Origin of the sequence: Mesorhizobium sp. M0894 (assembly GCF_040319725.1) — a bacterium.
Taxonomy (GTDB): Bacteria; Pseudomonadota; Alphaproteobacteria; order Rhizobiales; family Rhizobiaceae; genus Mesorhizobium.
This window is the reverse complement of the sequence record NZ_JAMYOG010000002.1, coordinates 418,769-438,036: the sequence shown is the minus strand read 5'-3', so window position 1 is coordinate 438,036 and position 19,268 is coordinate 418,769. Positions and strand designations below refer to the sequence as shown.

Genomic DNA, 19,268 nt, shown 5'->3' with positions numbered 1-19,268 from the left:
CCGTTCTGAAAGCTACCGCGCTTGCGGTTAAGCGTTTGTTTAGCATATCGCTGATTCCGGCTTCAGCCCAAATCGGCGATGGCTTGCGCCTTGTGCGCGGCTTCGACCACAACCAGCGCGTCATATCGACCACGCCGCACGGCATACTCGGACATTGTCAGGACCGCGACACCCTGGCGTTGCACGAAAAAGGCGTATTCGCCCAAAAGAATGCCTGGATCCAGCAATGCCCGGAGGCTTGGCATGACCGCGATTACCCGTCGAGCCGCAGTGCAATTTGGTCTTTTGTGCCTGGCGATGCCGGTTGCCATGGCGCAGGAAAAGCCCATCACGCCGGATTGGGGCACCAAATTGGTCGAAGCCGCCCGTGAGCAGATCGGCGTCACCACGCTCTACGATCCGACCTATACACGCCTGGCCTATCCGGGCGGGGACGTTGAGCCGGAGCGGGGTGTGTGCACGGATGTCGTGATCCGTGCCTATCGCCGCGCCTTCGATCTCGATCTGCAAGAATTGGTGCATGAGGATATGCGGGCCAATTTTGCCGCCTATCCGAAGGCTTGGGGCCTGAAAGCGCCCGACCGCAACATCGACCACCGCCGTGTGCCCAATCTTGCGGTCTATTTTGAGCGGCGCGGTGCTGCCTTGCCCGTCAGCCAAGACCCCGCCGACTATCGGCCTGGGGATCTCGTCGCCCAGATGCTGCCCGGCAATCTGTCGCATATTGCCATCGTGTCGTCCAATCGCTCCACTGTGGTGCCGACAAGAGGGCTGGTCATTCACAATATCGGTGGCGGCGCCAGGGAAGAGGACACTTTGTTTGCCTTCAGGCAGACAGGGCATTTCCGGTTCGGGCCAATCTGAGAAAGCCCACGGCTAGCCCAGATCGACGATGGCTTGCGCCTTATGCGCGGCTTCGACCACGGCCAGTGCCGTCATATTGACGACGCCGCGCGAGGTGACCGACGGCGTCAATATGTGCGCCGGGCTGTCGGTGCCGAGCAGGATCGGGCCGACATGCAGCGCGTCCATCATCGTGCGCAGCGCGGTCAGCGTGATGTTCGCCGAATCGAGATTGGGGAACACCAGCAGATTGGCTTCGCCCTTCAGCCGCGAATGCGGATAGACGCGCTGGCGCAGCTGTTCCGATAGCGCCGAGTCGGCATGCATCTCGCCGTCGCATTGCAGGTCGGGCGCGATGCGCGCCAGGATCGCTGCCGCCTGTCGCATCTTCATGGCGCTTGGCGAATCGCGGGAGCCGAAATCCGAATGCGACAGCAGCGCTGCCTTGGGCTCGATGCCGAAACGCTGAATCTCCTCGGCCGCCAAAACGGTCATCTCAGCAATCTCCTCGGCGGTCGGATCGACGGAGACATGGGTGTCGGTGAGGAAAATGATGCCGCGCTGCGAAATCAGCATGGAAAGCGTCGACAGGTCGCGATCCTTGATGCCGGCGCGCGGCCCGATGATCAGCGTCACGTTGCGCAAATGACGCTCGAAACGGCCCTCAAGGCCGCAGACCATGGCGTCGGCGTCGCCGCGCTTCAGGGCAAGGGCGGCGATCACCGTATTGTCGGTGCGCACCATGGTGCGCGCCGCTTCCGTCGTCACCCCACGCCGGCCGGCAAGCTCGATCAAAAGGTCGACATAGTGGCGGTAACGCGGATCGTCTTCCGGGTTGATCAAGCCGAAATCGACGCCCGGCTTGATGCGTAGCCCGTAGCGCTTCAGCCGCACCTCGATGACATGCGGGCGGCCGATCAGGATCGGTTCGGCAATGCCTTCCTCGAGCACGACTTGCGCGGCGCGAAGCACGCGCTCGTCCTCGCCATCGGCATAGATGACGCGCTTGGCGCTCGACGTCTTGGCCATCGAGAATACCGGCTTCATGACCAGGCCGGAGCGGAAGACGAAGCGGTTCAGCTTGTCGACATAGGCGGCGAAATCGGTGATCGGCCGGGTCGCGACGCCGGTCTCGCAGGCTGCCTTGGCGACGGCAGGGGCAATGCGCAGGATCAGCCGCGGATCGAAAGGTGAGGGGATCAGGAACTCCGGGCCGAAGATCGGCGTCTCGCCGGAATAGGCGCGCGCGGCAACGTCGGACGGCTCTTCGCGGGCAAGCGCTGCAATCGCTCGCACCGCGGCCATCTTCATTTCTTCGTTGATGGCGCTTGCGCCGCAATCCAGCGCGCCACGGAAGATGTAAGGAAAACACAGTACGTTATTGACTTGATTGGGGAAATCGGAGCGGCCCGTGCAGATCATCGCGTCGGGCCGTGCTGCCCGTGCCGCTTCCGGCATGATCTCGGGATTAGGGTTGGCCAGCGCCAGGATCAGCGGCTTGGGCGCCATGTGGTGGAGCAATTCCGGCTTCAGCACGCCGGCGGCAGACAGGCCGAGAAACACGTCGGCGCCGGGCAGAACGTCGGCCAGCGTGCGCGCTTCGGTATCCTTCACATAGGGGTCTTTCCAGCGGTCCATCTCCTCGACGCGGCCCTTATGGGCGACGCCGAACCGGTCGGTGACCCAGATGTTTTCGACCCGCGCGCCGAGTGAGACCAGAAGGTTGAGGCACGCAAGCGCCGCAGCACCTGCACCCGACGTGACGATCTTGATGTCGGAGATGGACTTGCCGGCGAATTCCAACCCATTGAGCACGGCGGCGGCGACGATGATGGCGGTGCCGTGCTGGTCGTCATGGAAGACCGGTATGCCCATGCGCGCTTTCAACTGCTCCTCGACCTCGAAGCACTCAGGCGCCTTGATGTCCTCAAGGTTGATGCCGCCGAAGGTCGGCTCCAGAGCGGAGATCGTCTCGACCATGCGCTCGATGCCCGGTGCATCGATCTCGATGTCGAAGACGTCGATGCCGGCGAACTTCTTGAACAGTACGGCCTTGCCTTCCATCACGGGCTTGGAGGCGAGCGGTCCGATATTGCCGAGGCCCAGCACCGCCGAACCGTTGGTGACGACGCCAACAAGATTGGCGCGGGCTGTATAGTCGGCGGCGGTTGCCGGATCGTCGCGGATTTCAAGGCAGGGGGCGGCGACCCCGGGCGAATAGGCAAGCGCCAGGTCGCGCTGATTGCCGAGCGGCTTCGTCGCCTGGATTTCAAGCTTTCCGGGCCGGGGGTGCTTGTGGAAGTAGAGCGCTGCTTCGTCCAGGTCGGATCGCGCCGCCTTCTTGCTTTCGCCTGTCATGACGGCCGCCTCCCTGCGATCCTGCCTTGAAGCCTTTTAACATGCAGAATTGGTTTTTCACGATGCCAAATGACGCAACCGCCATTTTGCCTTGCGAAACGAGTAAAATCGATTTGTTTCAGTTAGTTGTGCTAAAATCCTGCCGCGCTATTCAGGTCTTTTCCTCTCCGCTGTTCAGAACGCGCTGACGTAGAGGCCGCCGTCGACCGGTATGTTCTGTCCGGTCAGGTAGCCGGCATGGACCGAGCACAGGAAGGCGCAGATCTGGCCGAATTCCTCCGGCGTGCCGAGTCGCTTGGCCGGAACATTGGCCGCGGCCTTGGCCTTGCGCGCGGCGGCGGCGGCCGGATCTTCGGGCGTGCCGGCCTCGTGCGGGTCGCGCAGCCGGTCGGTATCGAGTTTTCCCGGCAGCATGTTGTTGATCGTCACATTGCGGTCGATCACCGTCCGCGCGACGCCGGCCAGGAACGAGGTGAGGCCGGCGCGGGCTCCGGACGACAGGTCGAGGCCGGGGATAGGAACATAGACCGACAGCGAGGTGATGTTGACGATGCGGCCGAAACCGCGCGCCGCCATGCCGTCGATCACGGCCTGAACCAGCTCGACAGGGGTCACCATGTTCTGGGTGACGCCTTCGAGGATCTTTTCGCGGTCGAGCGCGCGGAAATCGCGGAACGGCGGACCGCCATTGTTGTTGACGAGGATGTCGGGATCGGGGCAGGCGGCAAGCAGCGCCTTCTGGACGTCGGGCTTCGATACGTCGCCGACGATCTCGGTCACCTTGACGCCGAATTTCTCGCGCAGTTCGGCGGCGGTTTTGGCCAGCACGTCGGCGTTGCGGCCGTTGACGACCAGATCGCAGCCTGCCTCTGCCAGAGCCATGGCGCAACCGCGTCCCAGCCCCTTGCTCGAGGCGCAGACGATGGCCTTCTTGCCGCGAATGCCGAGATCCATGGTGATTTTCTCCTCTGATTGCCGCGGCAACCTACCCGTATGGCTGGACCAATCGCAACCGTCATACGGTTGTTGCATGAATCGGGGCATAGCCTCACGCGAAAGCAACGGTGACAAATGATGTCCGGCGCAGAGCCCCGCACTTTCCGCAGCATGTTCATCTCCGACGTCCATCTCGGATCGAAGGCGGCGAAGGCCGAGTTCCTGATCGATTTCCTGCGCCATCACGATGCCGATATCATCTATCTCGTCGGCGATATCGTCGACGGCTGGCGCTTGAGACGGAGCTGGCACTGGCCGCAGAGCCACAATGACGTGGTCCAGAAATTGCTGCGCAAGGCGCGCAAGGGCGCCAGCATCACCTACATCGCCGGCAACCATGACGAGTTCGCGCGGCAGTTTCAAGGTGTGCATTTCGGCGGCATTGTCGTCGCCGATCGCGCCGTCCACGAGACCGCCGATGGCAAACGCCTTCTTGTCATCCATGGCGACCAGTTCGACACAGTCGTCCACAATGCGCGCTGGCTGGCCTATCTAGGCGACTATGCCTATGACGCGGCGATGCTGGTCAATCGCGTCATCACGCGCCTGCGCCAAGTGCTCGGCCTGCCTTACTGGTCGTTCTCGTCCTGGGCCAAGGTCAAGGTCAAGAAGGCAGTGAATTTCATCGGCTCGTTCCAAACCGTGCTGAGCGAGGAGGCGCGCCGCTCGCATGTCGACGGCGTGATCTGCGGGCACATCCACCATGCGGCGATCGAAAGCTACGAGGACGTGCAGTACATCAACACCGGCGATTGGGTGGAGAGCTGCACGGCGGTGGTCGAGCATTTTGACGGCCGGATGGAGATACTGCATTGGGCGCATGTCCTGCCGGAGACTCCGGTCGGCAGCGAGGTGCTCGTGCCAATCGACATCAAGGGCAGGGCAGTCCAGGCGGCTTGACCAAACCCGGCCTCACCTCGCTTTAATCGGTTAGTCCAACGGTTTCATCGACTTTTTCGCCGTGTTATGCAGCGGCTGGTGTTGTGGGCCGACCCGGCCAAAATGCCGTGCCGACGGATCGCCTGTTAATGTCCTCGCTGCCGCCGCTTTCGCCCGAACAGCTCGTCAAGCCACGCCATTTCGAACTGCGCATGAGCTTGATCTTCTTCGCGCTCTTCGTGCCGCTCGGGACGCATGTGCCGTATTTCCCGCTGTGGCTGCAGGCGAAGGGGTTCCACGCCGAGCAGATAGCCGTGATCCTCGCCGCGCCGATGTTCCTGCGCGTGGCGACGACGCCTTTTCTTACCGCTCTGGCAGACAAAGCGAGCGACCGCGCCAATGTCTATGTTGCGCTGGTCGCCGCATCGCTGATCTTGTCGACCGGTTACTTCCTGCCGCCGACCTACGCAATGGTACTTGCCGTATCGTTGGCGCTGGCGGTCGTCTGGACGCCGCATTCGCCGATTGCCGATTCGCTCGCCCTTTCAGGTGTTCGCCGCTTCGGCTCGAACTACGCCGGCATGCGCAAATGGGGCTCCATCTCCTATCTCTGCGCCAATCTCGCCGGCGGTTTCATCCTGTCGGCGAGCGGTGCCCAGGCTGTCCCGGTGATCATCTTCGTGTCGTTATGCGCCGCGCTAGCCGCCGGACTGATTGCGCCGCGCCTCGGCCGTCCGCGCCGCGCCTCGCCGCTTTCGGCCGCCGATATCCAGCAATCGGCACCGAAACTCCTCAACCGGTACTTCCTCTATTTTTCGACGGGCGTCGGCGTCATCACCGCCAGCCACGCATTTCTCTACGGCTTCGTGTCGATCTACTGGAAGTCGATCGGCATCAGCGATTCGGTTGTCGGGCTGCTGTGGGGCTGGGGCGTCGTCGCCGAGATATGCATGTTCGTCGTCTTCACCCGGGCTTTCGCCTCCTTCTCGGTCGTCTCGATCATGCTGATTGCCGGGATAGGCGCGATCGTGCGCTGGATTGCCTTCCCCCTGATCTGGCCGCTCGGGCTTGGCGTTGGCGGGTTCTTCGCGATCCAGACACTGCACGCCGTCTCGGTGGCGCTGGTGCTGATCGGCCTGCAAAAGATGATCGGTGAGACAATCGCGGAAGAACGCACCGGGGCGGCGCAAGGCATCGCCTATTTCTCCAACGGCTTCTTCATGGCGGTGGCAACGCTGATTTCAGGTCCTCTTTACGATCGCTTCGGCGCGAATGGCTTCTTTGCGATGATCCCCATCGCCCTGACGGGCCTGGCGCTGATCGGGCTTGCCGCGCGTTCAGCCCCACAGCGCTGGCTCGGGCGGTGACACCAGCGAACCTTGGTAGACGAGACCTGGAACGCGGTCGCAGGCTAGCAGCAACGGACCGTCGAGATCGACGAAATCGGCATCCTGCGCCAACAGCACGGCCGGCGCCATCGCAAGCGATGTGCCGACCATGCAGCCGACCATGACGCCAAGACCCAGTTCGCGGGCGCGGTCGCGAAGCACGAGTGCTGCGGTCAGGCCACCCGATTTGTCGAGCTTGATGTTGATGGCGTCGTAGAGGCCGACAAGCGCGTCGAGGTCCTTCGCCTCGTGCACGCTTTCGTCGGCGCAGATCGGCACCGGATGCGCGATGTGGCGAAGAATACCGTCATGTCCCGCCCGCAGCGGCTGTTCGATCAAGGCGATACCGTGCTCGGCGGCAAAGGCGAGGTTTGCGACGATATTGTCGTCATTCCAGCCCTCATTGGCGTCGAGAATGATTCGGCTGTCGGGTGCCGCCGCCGTCACTGCACGGATGCGGGCGATGTCGTTGTCGCCGCCGATCTTGACCTTGAGCAGCGGGCGCTGGGCGTTGGCGCGGGCTTGCGCCGCCATCGCCTCGGGCTCGGCGAGCGACAGTGTGTACGCCGTCTCAAGCGCCCGTAACGGAACGGTTCGTATCATATGCGCCACCGGTGTTCCGCTGATCTTCGATTCCAGGTCCCAGAGCGCGCAATCGATGGCATTGCGTGCCGCACCCGCAGGCATGGCACCGAGCAGGGCGGTGCGGCTGATGCCGCCCGCGATCTCACCGCGCATCGCCTCGATCGCGTCGCGCACACCCTCCACGGTCTCGCCATAGCGCTTGTAAGGGACACATTCGCCGCGCCCGGTATGGCCGTCTTCGCTGATGGCGCAGGAAATCACCTCAGCCTCGGTCTTCGAGCCGCGCGAAATGGTGAAGGTCCCGGCAATAGGAAAGCGCTCGGCCTCGACCGAAATGACACGCGCCATATTTTTCTGCTCCGGCTGTGCAACAAGGAGGATATCGGCAAATCGACAGGTCGGCCCCGTCAGGCTAAACAGGACGCCATGTTGACCATCCGCAAACGCGACGCAAGCGGCCCTGCCAAGGAGCCCGACCACCAGCCGCGCATCGCGATCGGCGAGGAGGGCGGCGTTCTCGGCTGCGCTTTCTCGGGAAGCTGGACGACACGCACCGTGGCGCTGGTCGATGCCGAGATGCGCAAGATCGAGCAGCGCAGCGGCTTCAAGACGCTGGCGCTCGACCTCTCACAAATCGAGAAGATGGACACTGCCGGAGCATGGCTGATCGACCGCCTGGTCAGCAGCTTCGAAAAGAAGGGCGTCGAGATCACGATGCAGGGGCAGAGCGAGATCGCCTCGATCCTGCTTGGCGCCGTCGGGGACGCCGTTCGACGCGAGCCCGAATCAGGTCCGGCAAAGCCGCCCAACTTCATCATTCGCGGGCTCGAGGCGGTTGGCCGGCGCGTTTATGAGATGCGCGACGATTTCCTGGCCGCAATGAACATCCTCGGCGCCACGATACGCGGCTCGCAGATGAAGCTTGGCCGCGGCCATGCCGTCAACATGGCGGCGATCTTCAACCAGATCGATCGCATGGGCGTTGGCGCCATACCGGTGGTTGTGCTGATGTCGGCCATTGTCGGTGCGATCGTCGCCCAGCAAGGCGCCTATCAGCTCAGCTATTTCGGCGCCGATATCTTCGTCGTCGACCTGGTCGGCGTGCTGATCCTGCGCGAGCTCGGCGTGCTGATGACGGCGATCATGATCGCCGGCCGCTCCGGTAGCGCGATCACCGCCGAGATCGGCTCGATGAAGATGCGCGAGGAGGTCGATGCGCTGAAAGTGATCGGCCTCAATCCAATCGGCGTGCTGGTGTTTCCGCGGCTGGTCGCGCTGGTCGTCGCGCTACCTTGCCTGACGATCATCGCCAACTTTGCCGCGCTGGGCGGCGGCATTTTGGCTGCATGGCTCTACTCCGATATTGCACCGGCAGCGTTCATTGACCGGCTGCGTGTCGCAATCGACCTCAGCACCATCTTTGCCGGCCTGATCAAGGCGCCTTTCATGGCCATGATCATCGGCATAATTGCCTCGGTCGAGGGCATGAAGGTTGGCGGCAGCGCCGAATCGCTTGGCCAGCATGTGACCGCCTCAGTGGTGAAGTCGATCTTCGTGGTCATTATCCTCGATGGGCTTTTCGCCATGTTCTATGCAGCGATCGAGTTCTGACATGGCGCTGCCGGGCACAAACACGACCAAGGTGGCGGAGAAAGCCAAAGAGGACGAGATCGTGCTGTCGGCGCACGACGTCACGGTGTCGTTCGCCGACCAAGTCGTTCTCGACAAATTGTCGCTCGACATCTGGCGCGGGGAGATTCTCGGCTTCGTCGGTGCCTCCGGTGCCGGCAAATCTGTTCTCTTGCGCACCATCCTTGGCCTGACGCGCAAGCAATCGGGAACAATCAAACTGTTCGGCGTCGACGTCGAGAAGGCAAGCGAAAGGGAGCGCCTTCGCATCGACATGCGGCTTGGCGTGCTGTTCCAGCACGGCGCGCTTTTTTCGGCGCTGACCGTCCTCGAAAACGTCCAGGTGCCGATGCGCGAATATCTCGATTTGCCGAAGAAGCTGATGGACGAACTGGCCATGCTCAAGGTCGAGCTGGTCGGACTGCCGCCGGACGCGGCGCAGAAATTCCCTTCCGAGCTTTCCGGCGGCATGATCAAGCGTGCTGCGCTGGCGCGCGCTCTGGCGCTCGACCCGGATATCGTCTTCCTCGACGAACCGACTTCCGGCCTTGACCCGATCAGCGCGGCTGAGTTCGACGAATTGGTCGTCAAGCTGCGCGATACGATGGATTTGACCGTGTATATGGTCACGCACGATCTCGACACGCTGTTTACCGCGTGCGACCGCGTGGCGGTGCTTGGCAAAAAGAAAGTGCTGGTCGAGGGCACGATCGACGACATGCTCAGGAGCGAGGAACCCTGGGTAAAATCCTATTTCCGCGGAAAACGCGCCCGGCAACTTGATCTTGCGGCGCGCGCATAGCCATAAGTGAGCAATGGAAACCAGGGCCAACTACGTCATTGTCGGCATTTTCACGCTGGCCGCCATCCTCGCGGCTTTCGCTTTCGTCTATTGGACGGCGGCGATCGGCGACAAGGGTGAGACGACCATATTGCGCGTGCGCATTCCAGGGTCGGCTTCGGGACTCGGCCGTGGCAGCTTCGTACTGTTCAACGGCGTCAAGGTCGGCGACGTGCGCCGTGTCTATATCGACGTCGACAATCCGACCGCTGCCATCGCCGACACCGAAATAGACCGCAATACGCCGATCACCAAGTCGACGCAGGCCGATATCGGGCTTGCCGGCCTCACCGGGCAGGCCAATATCGAGCTCAAGGGCGCCGACCCCAAGGAGCCAAAACTCCTCGACGAGGCGGAAAAGGAAGGCCGTGTCGCTGAGATCGTTGCCAACCCGTCGGCGGTCACCAATCTGCTGCAGACGGCGCAGAACATCTTCACCCGCGCCGACAAGGTCCTTTCGGAGCTCGAAGGCTTCACCAAGGACGTTCGCGGGCCGCTGACGCAGACGGTCAACAATGTCCAGACCTTCTCCGATGCACTGGCCAGGAATTCGGACGGGGTCGACAAGTTCCTGGCCAGCGTCAGCTCGCTGGCGGACGAATTGAAGGGTGTTTCGGGCAAGCTCGACGGCACTCTGAAGGCGGCGGAAGGGCTACTCAACGCCGTCGACAAGGACCAGATCAAGAGCATCGTCGCCAATGTCGACACGGTCACTTCCAACCTCAAGGAAACCAGCAAGCAGTTCGACACGGTCATCAAGAACGTCGACACTGCGGTCGGCTCGATCAACGACTTCGCCCAGAAGACGCAAGGCACGCTGGCCAAGGTCGACGGCGTTCTCGACGGCATCGATCCGGCTGAGGTTCGCACCGCGCTGGCCAACATCCAGAAGGCCAGCGAAAACGCCAACGAGGCTGCCGCCGACATCGCCAAGGTGACCAACAAGTTCGCCAACCGAGCCGACGACATCGATGAAACCATCAAAGACGCGCACCAGCTCGCAGGACGCCTCAACGATGCCTCGGTGCGAGTCGACGGTATTCTTGCCAAGGTCGACAAACTGCTCGGCTCCGGCCAGGCCGACGGCGTCATGGCCGACGCGAGAGCGACGCTGAAATCGTTCAAGCAGGTCGCCGACACGCTGAACGCCCGTCTCGGTACCATCACCGACAATCTGGCGCGATTCTCGGGACAGGGGCTGCAAAACGTCGAAGCGCTGGTCCAGGACAGCCGTCGTTCGATCACCCGCATCGAGGAGGCGGTAACCGATCTGAGCCGCAACCCGCAGCGGATCCTGTCCGGCGGCGAGGGCGAGGTCCGGCAGTTCGACGGCAGGGTGCGCCGTTGACTTCGGCCTCCGCCCACAGCAAGAACATAGCTTGTAGATACGCGTTGTTTCCACGATCCGGGGGGGATCGCGTTTGAAGTCGATCAGTTCAGGCAGCATCAGATCGAGTGGGTTGAAGAGCGGGGCGGTGTTGCTGGCGCTTGCGCTTGCAAGCTGCGCGGCCTTGCCTGGCGGCGGACCGGCACCGCTGGACACGTTCGAGCTTTCGGCGCCGTCGCTGGAAGCGCGTGCCCACAGCCGTCGCCAGATCCTCATCGCCCAGCCGTCGGCGCTCAAGGCGCTGGACAGCCAGAACATCGTCATCAAGCCATCGCCGCGATCGATCCAGTATCTCAAGGGCGCGCAATGGGCCGACCGGCTGCCGATGATCGTACAAGCGCGGCTGGCAGAGACGTTCCAGCGCTCGGGCAGCTTCACCGGCGTCGGTAAGCCGGGCGAGGGGCTGGCAATCGACTATCAGGTGATCGTCGAGATCCGCTCGTTCGAGGTGCGTGTCGATGGCGGCCAACATGCCGAGGTCGAGCTGTTCGTGCGCCTGTTGAACGACCGCAACGGCGAAGTGCGCGCTTCGAAGACGTTTAGCGCCATCGCGCCCGTTTCGGGCAGCGGCAACCAGGCCTATGTCGGCGCGCTCGACGCGGCGTTCGGTGATGCGGCCGGGCAAATCGTCCGCTGGACGGACACTGTGATCTGACGCGGCCGGAACTGCCGGGCGCAGCTAGGATCAAACTCAATCATCTGACTGCCCCAATGGCCGAGATGGGTGGTAGGTTGCCGTTCGGCTCATCTGCCAGGACGAGCACGTTGCGCCAAAGAAGGCGAAGGCGTTGTGCGTCGGCTAGCGAGCTTCGTAACAGTTGCTCAACCGGACACGACAAGTGCCGACGGTCCAATTGATCGCTGATGGTAATCCGTCCTGGCCATGCTAAAATTTAACGTCCCCGACGTCGCCAAATCGGGGAATTGCGACCAGTTGACGACGCGGGAGGTCGACGGACAAACCACGAACAGACCACAGGGAGGAAGCAATGTTTCGGACACTAATTCATCTTGCATTCTTGACAGCGTCAATTGTTGCCCTGCCATCTTACGCGGCTATGGCCGACGACACACAGATTGCGCGCGGCGAATATCTGGCTACGATTGCCGGCTGCAGCGACTGCCACACACCCGGTTACTTCTTCGGGAAGCCCGACATGTCGCGCTTTCTTGGCGGTTCAGATGTGGGCTTCGAGATTCCTGGTCTTGGTGTCTTTGTCGCCCGCAATATCACGCCTGACAAGGAGACCGGTATCGGAAGCTGGACCCCGGAGCAGATCGTCACCGCGATCCAGACCGGCGAACGGCCGGACGGCCGTATGCTGGCGCCGATCATGCCTTGGCGCGATTTTGCGCATCTCACCGCGGATGACGCCATGGCTATCGCGGCATTCCTCCAAAGTGTGAAGCCGGTCAGCCATCAGGTTCCCGGCCCGTTCAAACCCGGGGAAACGGTGTCGGCTTTCATGATGCGGATTATGCCGCCGGGGGAAGCCGCAGCCGCTGCAACGAAGTAGGGCGGCTTTGATCGGAACGAGATTTTTCTCGCCGAATAGTGGGTGAATGTACCGCCTTGGAGATGGTGAGGCCCGATATCGGAACGGCAAAAATGGGTCGAATTCGGTCGTTCAGAGTGTTTGGTTTTTGACCCTAGAGCATTCTGCCCAATGGTGTTACTTGGCACCGCAGAAATGCGGCTAAACAACAGATAGAGCAGGATGCCTCGTCATTTGAACGCATCCTGGGCTGTCGCTTCATGCGTTGATAGGATCAAGATCAGCACGGCGCGAAAAAGGCGGGAATTTCCCGCCTTTTTCATGTTCCATTGTCGTCTGATCAATGCAAGCGGCCGCTGGCGTGGGCCAGCATGGTGTAGACCTTGCCGGTATCCGACGTCAGGTAGGTCTGCGCCATGATATTGTCGCGGTCGTTGCGCGACACGTCTTTGAGCAGCTTTTCGAAATCGTCGCAGTAACGATCGACAGCAGCGCGGAACTCCGCCTCCGACTGATATTTGCGGCGGATCTCGTCGAACGTCTGCTGGCCCTTCAGCGTGTAAAGACGGCGCGTGAAGACGTCGCGCTCGCCGCGCCGGTATCGGTTCCACAGCTCGATCGAGGCATCGTGATCGATGGCTCGGGCGATATCGACGGAGAGCGAGTTCAGCGATTCCACGACATGAAGCGGCGAACGCGGAGCGGGAGCCGGGCGCGGCGCTTCGGCAGGCGCCGCCGGCTTGGCGTCGTCTTCGCGCGATGCACCGGTCAGGAGGTCGCGCACCCAGCCGCCTTGCGGCGTGCGGCCGTTGGGGTCGCGCTGGCGCAGCGCTGTGTCTGCGGGACGTTCGAGGTCGAGCGTGCCGCGCAGCGCCGTCTCGCCCGAAGGCGCCTGCGGTGCATGGCGCTGTTCCGGAGCCGGAGCCGGGCGGCGTGGCGGCTCGGCGGCGCGTGCGGCAGGCGCTTGCGGCGCCGGACGCAGGTTGCGCTGTTCCGAACTGTCGGCGCTGCGGCCAGATTTGGCAACGATTTCAGAAAGTTCCTTCAGCGCGTTGATCTGCTCGGAAACGGCACGGCGGATAGCCGTGGTTGATTCCTTTGCCTCTTCCGGCATCTCGATGACGCCTTTCTTGAGCTCGGCTCGGGTGAGGTCGAGCTCGCTCTTGATCGAGCCGGCGGTGCGCCGCATTTCCTCGGTCGCATCGGCAAAGCGCTTGGTAGCCGAATCGACCACTTCGGAAATCGCGGCACGGATCTTGTCGGCGGATTCCAGCGTCTTGCCTTCGGCGTTCTGCAGCGTCTGGCCGACCAGATTCTCGAACGAGCGCATGACCCTTTCGAGATCTTCCGACTTCTTAACAAGGCCGACGGCGAGGTCCTCCAGCGACGATTGCCTTTCGAGCGTGTGCTCGAGGTTGCTCTGGGCCGAGCTCAGCAGATCCGAGGCGCTGGACAGCAACCGGCTGTGCTCGTCGAACTTGGTGGCGATAGAGGCAACCTCGCGCAAGGTCGAGGACGACAGCTCGGTGAGCCGCGTCGTGTTCGAATCGACAAGGCGCGCCGAGCTGGCGAAAGTCTGGGCGGTCTTTTCCGTGGTCGCCGCGAAGCTTTGCGTGCTCCCAGTCAGGCGTTCGTCGACCTGGCCGAGATTGGTCGCCGCCTGCTCGATCAATTGACCGAGCTGCGAGCTGGAGGTGGTCATGCGGCCGATGAGGTCGGCAACGCTGTCGGCAAGCGTCGAGCGCGCGCCTTCGACGGCCGACAGAGTTTCGGCCGTGCGGCTGGCGAGGGCGTCGACGAGGGCGGCGTTTTGAGTGCGCAGCTTCTCTGTCGCACGTTCGGTGACCTCTTCCATGCTCTTTTGCAGCTCGGAGCCGCCCTGGGCGAAGCGCTCGACCAGAGGCCGTGCCGTCTCGTCCAGGATTTTCGATATTTCGGCCGAACGTGCCGCAAGCATCGTACTGAGCTCGCGAGTATTGGCACCGATGGTCTTTGCAGCGTCGTTGGTGCTCTGGCCGATATGCTGGCCGACCGCGGTGAAGGTTTCGGCGATCGTGTTGGCACGCGAGACTAACTGCGCCTCGGCGTTCGAGACCTGTTCGTTGAGCTTTTGGCCCATTGTCTCGGCAGTGTAGGCGAGGCGGTTCTCGACGCTGGCGACCTGCTCCTCGACGCGGGCCGCTGTGGCGGCAGCACTCGATGCCAGGCGTTCGTCGGCACCGGCAAGCAGCTGCTCGATTTCACGGGCATGGACGGCGAGTTCCTGGCCAGTCTGCCTGGCGCGTTCGGCAACCCGCTGCTCGGTGCTGGTGAAGGCACCGACAATGTTGTCGGCATGTTCGCCGATTGCGGTGCTGCTGTGGGCGATACGGGACACCAGGCGATGATCGGCCTCCTCGAAGATGCGGCCGATCTCGGACGCACGTGCCGAAAGTGCTTCGGAGCCTTCGGCAATGCGCGAAATAAGTTGCTGGTCGGCGGCATCGAAAATGCGGCCGAGATCCGACGCACGTGCCGCGAGAGCTTCGGCGGATTCGCCGATGCGCACGCCCAGCCGCTCGTCAGCTGTTTCGAAATTGCGCAAGATGTCGCCGGCACGTGCAGCCAGCGACTGGGCCGTTTCGATGGCGCGAGAGACCAGCCTGTGGTCCGCCGCGTCGAAGGTACCGGCAATCTCACTTGCTCGGGTTGCCAGCTGATCGGCCGTCTCCTGGGCGCGCGCGAGCAAGGTGTTCGACGTGTCGTCGGCGCGGGCAATCAGTGCGCTCGACGTATCCTCGGCGCGGGCGGCGAGGCGACGATCCGCCTCCTCGAAGGTGCGGGCGATGTCCTCCGCCCTGGCGAGCAGAGCGGCCGAGGTCTGCTCGGCGCGCTCGGCGATCTTGCGGTCGGCATCGCTGAATGCAGCGCCCGCCTGCTCATGCAGAGCGCTGGTGACTTCCATGACCTTCTCGCGCAGCGCCCCGGCGACGAAGACCGCGCTTCTTTCGAGCACACTGCGAACGTTGTCGACACCCGTCGACAGCGCCCGCTCCATGGTGCTGGCGCGCTCCTCGATGATGCCTGTCTGCCGGCTGAACGCCTGCTCGATCTTTTCCACGTCGGCAGCGATGGCATCGGAGATGTCGGTGCTCCTGGCGGCGATCTGGTCGATATGGCCGGACAGCGAACGGTCGACATCCTTGCGCGTGTCGGCGAGCCTGGAGAGATCGTCCTGCAATGCGCGGGTCAGCATGTCGCGGCCCTCGGTCAGCTTGCCGACATGACCGGCGACAATCTCGTCGACCTCGCTGCGGCTCAATGCAAGCCTCTCCAGATCGGCTTCCAGAGCGCGCCTGAGGATGTCGCGGCCTTCGGCAAGCTTCTCGACCTGGCCGGCAACCAGCCCATCGATGCTCGAGCGGCTTTCGGCCAGCTTGGCGAGATCGTCCTCGAGCGCCTTCGACAGGGTCGAGCGGTCCTGGACGAGCTTCTCCGCGTGGGTAGCGACAAGGCTGTTGACGTTGCCGAGATCGGCCTCTAGGGCGCGCGAAAACTGTGCGCGATTGTCGGTTAATAGCTGCGACTGGTCGGCGATGGCGCCCCTGATCGTGTTGAGATCGGCCTCCAAAGCGCGTTTGAGGATGTCGCGGCCTTCGGCCAGTTTCTCGACCTGGCCGGAAACCAGCCCGTCGATGCTCGAGCGGCTTTCGGCCAGCTTGGCGAGATCGTCTTCCAGCGCGCGCTTGAGGATGTCGCGGCCCTCGGCCAGCTTCTCGACCTGACCGGAAACCAGCCCGTCGATGCTCGACCGGCTTTCTGCCAGCCTGGCGAGATCGTCCTCGAGCGCCTTCGACAGGGCCGAACGGTCCTCGGCGAGCTTGTTCATATGTTCGGAGACGACGCCCCGCACGGTCTCGAGATCGGTCTCCAGTGCGCGCGACAGCTGACCGCGATCCTCCGCCAGCTTCTCGGATTGACTGGCGATGACGCCCTTGACGGTGCTCAGATCGGCTTCCAGAGCGCGTTTGAGGATGTCGCGGCCCTCTGCCAGTTTTTCGACCTGGCCGGCAACCATCACATCGATGCTCGAGCGGCTTTCGGCCAACTTGGCGAGATCGTCTTCGAGCGCCTTCGACAGCGTCGAACGGTCTTCCGCGAGCTTGTTCATGTGATCGGAGACAACGCCGCGCACAGCCTCCAAGTCGCTCTCCAGTGCCCGTGACAGCTGGCCACGGTCTTCCGCCAGCTTTTCGGACTGGCCAGCGATGACGCCCTTGATCGCGTTCAGGTCCGATTCCAGCGCGCGCTTGAGGATATCGCGGCCTTCGGCAAGCTTCTCGACCTGGCCGGCAACCAGCCCGTCGATGCTCGACCGGCTTTCGGCCAGCTTGGCAAGATCGTCTTCAAGCGTCTTCGAAAGCAGGCTGCGATCATCGGCGAGCCTGCCCGAATGATCGGCGATCAGACCTCTGATGTCGGACAGGTCGTTCTCGAGCGACTGGGAAAGACCGCTGCGGTCTTGCGCCAATTTCGCCGAATGGGCCTCGATGAGGCCATTGATGCCGGCGATGTCGGATTCCAGCGCACTGGCGAGTATGGCGCGACCCTCGGCGATCTTTTCGACTTGACCGGCGACAAGGCCGTCGATGCTGGCGCGACTGTCTGCCAGCTTGCCGAGGTCGGCCTCGAGCGCGCGCGAAAGAATGCTGCGGCCTTCGGCGAGCTTTCCGACGTGCCCGGCAACCATTTCATCAATGATCGTGCGGGCTTGTACGAGTTTTCCAGAGTCTTCGTTCAAGGCCTGGGCGAGCCGGTTGCGGCCCTCTTCAAGGCTTTCTAGATGGCTGCCCAGCGAAGCGTCGATCGCTGCACGCGATTCGTTGACCTTGCGCAGATCCTCTTCAAGGGCGCGCGAGATCAGGCCGCGGCCTTCGGCAAGCTTCTGCACCTGGTTGGTCACCGCCGCATCGATTTCGGCGCGGCCCTCGGCGAACTTCGCCAGATCGGCCTGCATTGCCGCCGCCATCCGGTCGCGGCTTTCGGAAAGTTTGCGGCTGTGGTTTTCGACGGCTTCCTCGATGCCGGCGCGAGCATCCGCAAGCCGCTGGATGTCCGTATCGAACGATCGCGATACGACATGGCGCGCCGCTTCCATGCGCCCGGCGAAATCGCCGGCGCGGGCTTCGAGCATGGTCGAGGTCGATGAGATGATGTCGGCCATGTCGGCGCCGATCTGGGTCTTGCCCTGATCGATCATCGCCGACAGCGTCTCCTTGCTATCCTGGAAGGTGTGGGCGATTTCGCGCGCGCGCTCGACCAGCGTCTCGTTGATCTGGCGTGCGCGAGCCTCCAGCGCGGCGTTGAGCTTCTGCGTACCGGTGTCGAGCGCCTCGGCGCGGGTCTGGAACTCGCTGATCAGCGCCTGGCCACGTTCGGCAAGCGTCCGCTCGATGCCGTTGAGGCTGGCTTCGAATTCGGAATTGAGTGTGCGCGCGGCACCGCCGAGCAGCGACACCATGCCGGTCGTGCGGTCGTCGAGCAGGTCGGTCAGCGACCGCGTCAGGCCATCGGTGGTGTCCGTCAGCTTGGCGATGCGGGTGTCGAGCAGGCTGGCGAAGGCCTCGCCCGACGTCGACAGCCGGTCGGTGATCGATTCGAGCCGGCCTTCCACCGAATCGAAGATCGACATCGAGCTCCCGTTGATCCTGTCGATCAGCGTGTCGCCGGATTCGTTGATCGTCATCGACAGCTTGGTCGAGGCGTTGAGAATGCTGTCGCGAATGATATCGCTGGCGGCGTTGATCTCGTCCTTCAGCGTCTCGTGGGCACCGGTGATCGAGGCGCGCACACGCTCGGCATGGGTGACGACCGCTTCGCGCTCGCTGCCCAGCCCGTCGACCAGCGAGCGGATGCGGGACTCGTTTTCCGAATAGGAGCGCTCGATCTGGTTCACCTCGCTGTGAACCAGCGTTTCGAGCTCGACGGCGCGCGCAAGCGTGCGTTCGATGCCTTCGCCCATGGCCGCCACCTCGCGGCGAACCGCTTGGCCGATCATCATGACGCGATCCTGGGCAAGATTTTCCGGCTCGGCCAGACGGAAGGCCACCTCGGTCATCGACTGCGCGGCAAGGCGCATCTCCTGAGCGCGGCGAATCATCACTGCGAATGCCCAGAACAGGATGACGGGCACGATTGCCGCGACCGCCAGGCCGATCAGCTCGGGACGGGCGAAAAACTGATCGAAGGTGCGGATGTTCCAGATGCCAGGTCCGAACAACAGGTTCGCGAGGCCACCGGCGCCGGCGATCCAGGCCAGCGAAACAAAAGCCACGACCCAATAGATCGTGTTCGAGGCGCGCCGGTTGAGGGTGTGCAGGAGCGTCTTATAGTCTTTTTGACGATCGTCGTTGGCCGGCGAGAAAGCTGGCGGCTGCGAGCCATTGCGCGTTGCGACAGGACGCAACTCAGCCGGCTTGGCTTTTGGCGCGGGATTTAGGTTCTGGCTTTGATTGGCGGCGGGTGCTGCATTCTGGGCCTGGTCGGGGGCAGGCGCCTCGTTCTGGCTGCGGCCTTCGCGCGCCAGTTCGTCGGCGGCTTGCGATATCTGCGCTTCCAGATCTTCCATGGATGCCGCGATGTCGAAGTCGCCGCCGGCATCGCCGCTCAGATCGATATCAAGTGCCTTTTCGAGTTCCCTGGCTACGTCGCTGTCGAGCGTTTTTGTCGTCGTTGGTTTCTTCGCCATGCCTTCGCTACCCTGTACAAGCTGCCGCGGGACTTATGGTTGTGCTTATTGATTCTGCCTAGCGTGTCCCGCGCAGGAGGCTGAAAATGGACCTGTCGTATCGTAATGACACAGCGGGGTAAAGAAAACATGCATTCCG

At 62.8% G+C, this 19,268-nt stretch carries 13 protein-coding genes; 8 read left to right on the top strand and 5 right to left on the bottom strand.

All coding sequences use genetic code 11. The features are described 5' to 3' along the window. Positions 1-62 precede the first annotated feature (62 nt). On the bottom strand, positions 63-206 hold the full coding sequence (locus tag NKH91_RS05460; protein ID WP_352844156.1) for a hypothetical protein: 144 nt from the start codon (positions 204-206) through the stop codon (positions 63-65). 37 nt (positions 207-243) lie between these two features. Between NKH91_RS05460 and NKH91_RS05455 the strand changes: the two genes are divergently transcribed. After that, complete coding sequence (locus tag NKH91_RS05455; RefSeq protein WP_051409694.1) at positions 244-864, top strand: DUF1287 domain-containing protein; 621 nt, start codon at positions 244-246, stop codon at positions 862-864. A 12-nt stretch (positions 865-876) separates the two neighbouring features. Here the strand turns inward: NKH91_RS05455 and NKH91_RS05450 are convergent, their stop codons facing one another. Next, complete coding sequence (locus NKH91_RS05450) at positions 877-3,201, bottom strand: NADP-dependent malic enzyme (RefSeq protein ID WP_352844154.1); 2,325 nt, start codon at positions 3,199-3,201, stop codon at positions 877-879. A 174-nt stretch (positions 3,202-3,375) separates the two neighbouring features. Continuing rightward, positions 3,376-4,155, bottom strand: a complete 780-nt coding sequence (locus NKH91_RS05445) for an SDR family oxidoreductase (RefSeq protein WP_352844152.1) — start codon at positions 4,153-4,155, stop codon at positions 3,376-3,378. Positions 4,156-4,308: 153 nt separating this feature from the next. Between NKH91_RS05445 and NKH91_RS05440 the strand changes: the two genes are divergently transcribed. Further along, a complete protein-coding gene (locus NKH91_RS05440; protein ID WP_502896861.1) occupies positions 4,309-5,097 on the top strand; it encodes a UDP-2,3-diacylglucosamine diphosphatase in 789 nt (262 codons plus the stop codon). 128 nt (positions 5,098-5,225) lie between these two features. Further along, positions 5,226-6,443: an MFS transporter gene (locus NKH91_RS05435; RefSeq protein WP_352844150.1), complete on the top strand. Its 1,218-nt coding sequence runs from the start codon at positions 5,226-5,228 to the stop codon at positions 6,441-6,443. On the opposite strand, the gene dgcA is transcribed toward NKH91_RS05435, so the two are convergent. Next, complete coding sequence (gene dgcA / locus NKH91_RS05430; RefSeq protein ID WP_352494569.1) at positions 6,414-7,397, bottom strand: N-acetyl-D-Glu racemase DgcA; 984 nt, start codon at positions 7,395-7,397, stop codon at positions 6,414-6,416. The two genes, NKH91_RS05435 and dgcA, sit on opposite strands and share 30 nt — an antisense overlap. A 78-nt stretch (positions 7,398-7,475) precedes the next feature. Here dgcA and NKH91_RS05425 point away from each other — a divergent pair, with 78 nt between their 5' ends. The 5 genes from NKH91_RS05425 to NKH91_RS05405 all read left to right on the top strand — a co-directional run bounded on the left by NKH91_RS05425 (position 7,476) and on the right by NKH91_RS05405 (position 12,423). Further along, positions 7,476-8,660 carry an ABC transporter permease gene (locus tag NKH91_RS05425; protein WP_023720069.1) on the top strand — a complete coding sequence of 395 codons (1,185 nt, stop codon included), beginning with the start codon at positions 7,476-7,478 and terminating at the stop codon, positions 8,658-8,660. 1 nt (position 8,661) lies between these two features. Beyond that, positions 8,662-9,480 carry an ABC transporter ATP-binding protein gene (locus NKH91_RS05420; protein ID WP_023720068.1) on the top strand — a complete coding sequence of 273 codons (819 nt, stop codon included), beginning with the start codon at positions 8,662-8,664 and terminating at the stop codon, positions 9,478-9,480. A gap of 13 nt (positions 9,481-9,493) precedes the next feature. Continuing rightward, positions 9,494-10,867 (top strand): MlaD family protein, encoded by a 1,374-nt coding sequence (locus tag NKH91_RS05415; RefSeq protein ID WP_023720067.1) that lies wholly within the window; start codon positions 9,494-9,496, stop codon positions 10,865-10,867. A 127-nt stretch (positions 10,868-10,994) separates the two neighbouring features. Continuing rightward, on the top strand, positions 10,995-11,561 hold the full coding sequence (locus NKH91_RS05410) for an ABC-type transport auxiliary lipoprotein family protein (protein WP_502895843.1): 567 nt from the start codon (positions 10,995-10,997) through the stop codon (positions 11,559-11,561). 334 nt (positions 11,562-11,895) lie between these two features. Next, positions 11,896-12,423 carry a c-type cytochrome gene (locus NKH91_RS05405; RefSeq protein ID WP_502895844.1) on the top strand — a complete coding sequence of 176 codons (528 nt, stop codon included), beginning with the start codon at positions 11,896-11,898 and terminating at the stop codon, positions 12,421-12,423. Positions 12,424-12,742: 319 nt separating this feature from the next. Here the strand turns inward: NKH91_RS05405 and NKH91_RS05400 are convergent, their stop codons facing one another. After that, positions 12,743-19,129, bottom strand: coding sequence for an apolipoprotein A-IV repeat region-like domain-containing protein (locus tag NKH91_RS05400; protein WP_352844148.1), 6,387 nt, complete (start codon positions 19,127-19,129; stop codon positions 12,743-12,745). Between the last annotated feature and the right edge of the window lie 139 nt (positions 19,130-19,268).

What these genes read in the sequence shown, in the direction of transcription:
- NKH91_RS05435 (WP_352844150.1), top strand. Translation starts at nt 5,226, where the DNA reads ATGTCCTCGCTGCCGCCGCTTTCGCCCGAACAGCTCGTCAAGCCACGC.
- NKH91_RS05450 (WP_352844154.1), bottom strand. Translation starts at nt 3,201, where the DNA reads ATGACAGGCGAAAGCAAGAAGGCGGCGCGATCCGACCTGGACGAAGCA.
- NKH91_RS05400 (WP_352844148.1), bottom strand. Translation starts at nt 19,129, where the DNA reads ATGGCGAAGAAACCAACGACGACAAAAACGCTCGACAGCGACGTAGCC.
- NKH91_RS05425 (WP_023720069.1), top strand. Translation starts at nt 7,476, where the DNA reads ATGTTGACCATCCGCAAACGCGACGCAAGCGGCCCTGCCAAGGAGCCC.
- NKH91_RS05455 (WP_051409694.1), top strand. Translation starts at nt 244, where the DNA reads ATGACCGCGATTACCCGTCGAGCCGCAGTGCAATTTGGTCTTTTGTGC.
- NKH91_RS05420 (WP_023720068.1), top strand. Translation starts at nt 8,662, where the DNA reads ATGGCGCTGCCGGGCACAAACACGACCAAGGTGGCGGAGAAAGCCAAA.
- dgcA (WP_352494569.1), bottom strand. Translation starts at nt 7,397, where the DNA reads ATGGCGCGTGTCATTTCGGTCGAGGCCGAGCGCTTTCCTATTGCCGGG.
- NKH91_RS05445 (WP_352844152.1), bottom strand. Translation starts at nt 4,155, where the DNA reads ATGGATCTCGGCATTCGCGGCAAGAAGGCCATCGTCTGCGCCTCGAGC.
- NKH91_RS05415 (WP_023720067.1), top strand. Translation starts at nt 9,494, where the DNA reads ATGGAAACCAGGGCCAACTACGTCATTGTCGGCATTTTCACGCTGGCC.
- NKH91_RS05405 (WP_502895844.1), top strand. Translation starts at nt 11,896, where the DNA reads ATGTTTCGGACACTAATTCATCTTGCATTCTTGACAGCGTCAATTGTT.
- NKH91_RS05440 (WP_502896861.1), top strand. Translation starts at nt 4,309, where the DNA reads ATGTTCATCTCCGACGTCCATCTCGGATCGAAGGCGGCGAAGGCCGAG.